The 5,507-nt window shown below is 55.8% G+C and carries 4 protein-coding genes; 3 read left to right on the top strand and 1 reads right to left on the bottom strand.

Annotated elements, in window-relative coordinates:
• The first annotated feature begins 304 nt into the window (after positions 1-304).
• Both QNK41_RS19875 and QNK41_RS19870 read left to right on the top strand, forming a co-directional pair.
• Positions 305-2,197, top strand: coding sequence for an indolepyruvate ferredoxin oxidoreductase subunit alpha (locus QNK41_RS19875; protein ID WP_319260622.1), 1,893 nt, complete (start codon positions 305-307; stop codon positions 2,195-2,197).
• Positions 2,194-2,772 carry a 2-oxoacid:acceptor oxidoreductase family protein gene (locus tag QNK41_RS19870; protein ID WP_319260619.1) on the top strand — a complete coding sequence of 193 codons (579 nt, stop codon included), beginning with the start codon at positions 2,194-2,196 and terminating at the stop codon, positions 2,770-2,772. The genes QNK41_RS19875 and QNK41_RS19870 overlap by 4 nt, the downstream gene beginning before the upstream one ends.
• A 127-nt stretch (positions 2,773-2,899) precedes the next feature.
• Here the strand turns inward: QNK41_RS19870 and QNK41_RS19865 are convergent, their stop codons facing one another.
• Positions 2,900-4,276 carry an aspartate ammonia-lyase gene (locus tag QNK41_RS19865; RefSeq protein WP_319260616.1) on the bottom strand — a complete coding sequence of 459 codons (1,377 nt, stop codon included), beginning with the start codon at positions 4,274-4,276 and terminating at the stop codon, positions 2,900-2,902.
• A 198-nt stretch (positions 4,277-4,474) separates the two neighbouring features.
• On the opposite strand from QNK41_RS19865, the gene QNK41_RS19860 reads away from it, so the two are divergent.
• Positions 4,475-4,984, top strand: coding sequence for a peptidylprolyl isomerase (locus QNK41_RS19860; RefSeq protein WP_319260613.1), 510 nt, complete (start codon positions 4,475-4,477; stop codon positions 4,982-4,984).
• Positions 4,985-5,507 lie beyond the last annotated feature (523 nt).

The following is a 5,507-nucleotide window of genomic DNA, read 5'->3' as shown; positions in this document are numbered from 1 at the left end:
GCTCAGTTTTTCTCATTGTGTTTACCTTCCAGGAAAGCTGGAGGACTTCAGATCCCGTGTTGTCAAGGGATCGCGGTAGCCGATTACAGCTTCACCCTTGACGCCTTGGCTCTGAAGCCCTCCAGCTTTTGCAACGTTGGGGTAAATTGACAAGTCGCGCCTGCGATCATAGAGTAACGAGTGTAAGTCGGTTAACCGATGCCCGGCATAAAAAAATCCGTCCGCAATCGTTTTCTCAGTCTACTCGGTTGACGACCATTCATCAGATCTGCAGACAATCACGGTTCCCCTCAGGAGAAGCACCATGAAAAAAATGGGAGACATGCTGCTCAGACGCGATGCCTTTTCAGAGATTGTCATGGGAAACACGGCCATCGTCCGTGCCATGGTGGAAGCCGGCACCCGGGTCGTCAGTTCCTATCCCGGATCCCCGACACCGGAAATCGCCTTGGCCATCCAGTCCATCCCCAAGAACGACCGACCCTTTTACTTCGAATTCTCTACCAACGAGAAAGTGGCTACAGAGCTGGCCTACGGGGCGGCAGTCAACGGTCACCTGTCTACGGTGTTTTTCAAGAGCGTCGGCCTCAATGTGGCGGCGGACACCTTTGTCCAACTGAGCCTGATGAATATCATCGGCGGCATGGTCGTGGTGCTGGGAGACGATCCGGGTGCCAACTCCTCCCAGAACGAACAGGACAACCGCCACTACGCCCATATGAGCTACACCCCGATGCTCGAACCGGCAGATCCGGCTGAAGTCTATCATTTTTATCGTGAAGCTGCCCGCCTGTCCCAGACGCAAGGCATGCCGGTAATTCTGCGGCTCACCACCCACGTCTGCCACGCCAAGGAAAGGGTGACTTTCGGCGCCTGGAATCCGGTAGAGCCGGACGACACCCCCCAATTCGATCCGTCCAATGGTCCTTATATTCCCCTCACCACCCAGGCCATCGAGATGAAACGCACATCCATGGCCAGACTGGAACAGGTCCGCCAGCGGGCCGAAGAAACTGCGCTGAATCGTGTCGTTGATAACGGCAACACCGCGCGGGGCGTCATCACCATGGGATTGCCTTTTCTTTCACTAATGGACGAATTGGATGGCGCAGCAGCCAAGCCGGACATCCTGAAGCTGGCCTATGTCCATCCCCTGCCCCGGAAGACAATCGTCCGTTTTCTCTCCAGCCACCGGGAGGTCAAAGTTCTCGAAGAACTGGACGACCTGGTGGAAAACCAGATCAAGGCCATGGCCTTTGATCTGCAGCTTCCGGTGAAGATTATCGGCAAAACGCGGTCGGAGGATTGGATCGGTGAATATACGCCGGACAAGGTTCGTCATGTGCTGTCCGCCACCTGGCCGGATATGGTTCAAGCGGCAGCGACTTTAGAAGCGGAGGACCCGGCGCCCCATCGGCCACCCCAGATGTGTCCGGGATGCGGCCACCGCAGCGCCTTTCACGCCATTAAACAGGCCCTTGCCCCCACGGATATCACCGTAGCGGACATCGGCTGCCACACCCTGGGCTTTCTGCCGCCATACGAGATGGGCCAACTCCTCATGTGCATGGGCGCATCGACGGCCATGGCCAGTGGTTTGCGTCTGTTCAACACCAGCCGCAAGGTTGTCGCCTTTATGGGTGATTCGACCTTCTTTCATGCCGCCTTACCCGGCATCATCAATGCGATATTCAACCGGCACCCCATCACGCTGATTCTCATGGAAAACGGCACGACAGCCATGACCGGCCACCAGGACCATGCCGCCAGCGGGAGGAACTTCAACGAGGTGACGGACAAGATACCCGTCCGCCAGGTGCTGGAAGGGTTAGGGGTCCAGCACATCGCCGAGGTGGATACCTACCAGCAGGCCAAACTGGCCGAACTGTTGACCGAAATGATCGCCATCGACGAATTCAGTGTGGTGATCGCCCGGCACCCCTGCATGCTCAAGTTCACCCGTGAGCAAAGAAAAAATCCCACCTATCAGCAGAAGCATGTGACGATCGACCAGAGGGTGTGCGAGCGGATCCACACCTGTATCGAAACCTTCGGCTGCCCCACCTTCACGCGGGACACCGAGGGCAATGTCACCATCAACACCGATCTTTGCATCGGCGACGGTTCCTGCATCCAAACCTGCCCGACCAAAGCCATCGCCCCGGCCGGTAAAAAGGGTAAAGGGGGTGACGCATGAAGGCTTTCAATATCCATCTGACCGGTGTGGGTGGCCAGGGTATCGGCCTGATCAGTGAAGTCATCCTGAGGGCAGCGGATCACGGCGGCCACCCGGTAAAAAGCGTGGACACCCACGGACTGGCCCAGCGCGGCGGAATCGTCGTGTCCCAGATCCGCATCGGAGAAAACGTCTTCTCACCACTGGTTCCCGCCGGGCAGGCGGACCTGGTGATTTCGCTGGAGCGGCACGAAGCCCTGCGGGCGGCAGGAACCGTCCTGAAGGACAAGGGGTGTCTAATTTACTACAACACGGTGTGGCAACCGCTCTCCGTCCGATTGAACGAAACGGCGGAGGTCGCCGAGAGTGACGTCCAGGATCTCTGCCGTGCGCGTGGCATTCAAGTCATCTCCGTATTCCATGAGGATCTGCCGGACATCCGCATGCAGAACATGGCCGTGCTTGCGGAGATCCATCGCCACCGGATGATCCCCGGGATCGACCTGAAGCACTATCAGAGCGCCATGGCGGATCTCATGTCCGGCAGCATGCTGAAAGAAAACCGTGAATTGTTCGACAAGCGCCTGACCGCATAAATCCCTATGGGTTATGGCGCACGGGATCTTTTCCACACCTTGTCAGACCGCCTTGGCCACCGTCGCCATCAGCGGACCGGGATCCATATCCTGCAGCGCCCCGCGCCCTTTGAGCGGAGTGCCGGGATCAGAGGTTCGGGCCGAAGGCACCGGCCAGCAGTCGTTCCAATTGGCCTTCAGACATGAGGCGCTTCTCCAGCACCAGGGTTTTCAGGTTTTTACCGCTGGCCAGTCCCTCCTTGACCAAGGCCGCGACCCTGTCGTAACCCAATTCCGGGTTCAAAATAGTTGCCAAGCCCGCACTGGCTTCGAAATGCTTTCGGCATTTTTCCTCATCCGCCACAACGCCCTGAATACATTTTTCATCCAGCATGGTGCAGGTGCGAATCAGTATGTTGAAAGACTTGACCAAATTGTTGCCGATCAGCGGCATATGTGTATTGAGCTGCAATTGACCAAGCCCGCAGGCCATGGCTACGGCGGCATCATACCCGACCACCTGGATGCAGGCCATGTTGGCGGCTTCGCAAATACTGGGGTTAACCTTGCCAGGCATGATGGAAGAGCCCGGCTCCACTGCCGGCAGTCTTATCTCGCCAAGCCCCGTATTGGGTCCAGAAGCCAACAGCCGCAGGTCGTTGGCAATCTTGAGTAAATCCAGAGCCAACAATCGAAGGGCCGCGGACATCTGCCCCATATCCGTCATAAACTGGGTGATTTCGATACCGTTTTGGGCCACTTTGAATGAAAGGCCGGTGGAATCATTGAGCGACGCTACAATATGGGATCGAAAAGCAGGTTTGGTATTGATCCCGGTTCCTACCGCATTCCCCCCGACGCCAATTTCGAGCAGGTTTTCACCGGCGGCGGCGACGCGTGCCTTGGCTTTTTCCAGGGCACGGGCATATCCGTCAAACTCCTGGCCCAAGGTAATCGGCACCGCATCTTGAAGGTGAGTGCGGCCGCTTTTGGCCACCCTGGCAAACTGGCCGGCCTTATCGGCGATTGACGCAATCAAAGCGTCGAGTGCCGCTTCCAACCGGTAGCTTAGTTGAACACCGGCCAACCGAATGGCCGAAGGGAAAATATTATTTGTTGATTGCCCCTTGTTCACGTGATCGTTAGGATGCATCATCTTCCTGTCCCCGAGCTGCCCGCCCATTTGCACGACTGCCAGGTTGGCGATCACCTCGTTGACATTCATCTGGGTGGAGGTACCGGATCCGGCCTGAAAGACATCGATGGGAAACTGGTCATCGTGCGCACCGGTGAGAATCGTTTCGCAGGCCTTGCGAATCGCCAGGGATCGATGTTGATCGAGAAGCCCGAGCTGTTCGTTAGCGGCGGCGCAGGCCGCTTTCAAATGCACGATGGCGTAAACGATCGCCAGGGGCAACGATTCACCGGAAACATTGAAATTTTTTATGGAACGGGACGTATGGAGGCCATACCAGGCGTTTTCGGGAACCTGCATTTCCCCCATCGCGTCTTTTTCGATTCGCATGTTTTTCCTCCCGGCAGTTGGTGGTATTGACTCTTGAATTTACAGCAAATCAGGGTCCTGTCAAGAAGACTTAAACACTATCGTCTGGTGTAGGAAAGCAGGCTGCGCCCTTGCACGCCACTTGGAAAATACCTTGACTTTATATGATTCGTCCCAATTATGACTGGATTAATTCATTTTACAATAAAGGAGTTTTCAATGGAAAAAGTTGATAGCGGATTGTTCGTGAGCGTTGATTACACCGGTACACTGGACAATGGGGAAGTCTTCGATTCCAGCGAAGGTCGCCAGCCCATGGAAATTCAGATGGGTTCAGGCACTGTGGTTCCCGGTTTTGAATCAGCGATCGTGGGTATGTCGCTCAACGAAACCAAGACCTTCACCCTCTCCCCGGAAGAAGCCTATGGTCATCGGGATGACAGCCGGATGCAGGACTTCCCAAAGTCCGATATTCCAGCAGGAATGGAACCTGAGGTAGGCCAGACCTTAATGCTGAGCACGCCCCAGGGGCAGCAGATCCCGGCCCGGGTTGACAGTATTGATGACCAAAAAGTGACCTTCGATTTGAATCACCCCTTAGCCGGCCAATCCCTGACGTTCAAAATCGAGGTGGTGGGAATCAACGAAACCGCGACGCAACAGCACGGTGGATGTGGCTCCGACTGTTCCACCGGCGGATGCGGCTGCGGTGACGCGGGCTGCTGCTGAACCCCTGTCAACGGTTACCGAACCCTTGATTCCGTCCGTTATCAATCATTAACCCAATGTCCGGTTCTCAACTGGGCACGCCAGCTGATGCGTTGACGCAACCCGAAACCGTCTCCCAAAGTCCTTATATTAAAAAGTATTAAAAGAAACCCGGAACTGAATGCGTCCGTGGCCCGCCTGGGATCCTTGCGATTTAACTCCACATCGATCCACGGCTTGCTCGGCGGTTGTGGTTATCCCGCGTATTGGCACAGAGACACCAGTTTTGATGGCAACAATCGAAATTACCGCTTGCTGCCGTAGTCGAATCCCTTTGGCCCGAGAGTTCAAACCTGGCTGGGTTCATCAAAAGGATGAAAGATGATGTAAACCCCGATCCCCACCCCTGTTTAACCACTCGCCGCGAATCGCCAGCAAGGCCCTATCCTTGACACCACCCACCAAATAAGATAGCAGAAGTGGTTTACCATTTTTCGGTGGGGCGCTCGTCACGGGATCAAACAAACACCGATGAAAGATGCTC

Source organism: Desulfosarcina sp. (genome assembly GCF_033791525.1).
Taxonomy (GTDB): Bacteria; Desulfobacterota; Desulfobacteria; order Desulfobacterales; family Desulfosarcinaceae; genus Desulfosarcina.
This window is presented reverse-complemented; position numbering and strand designations above follow the sequence as displayed.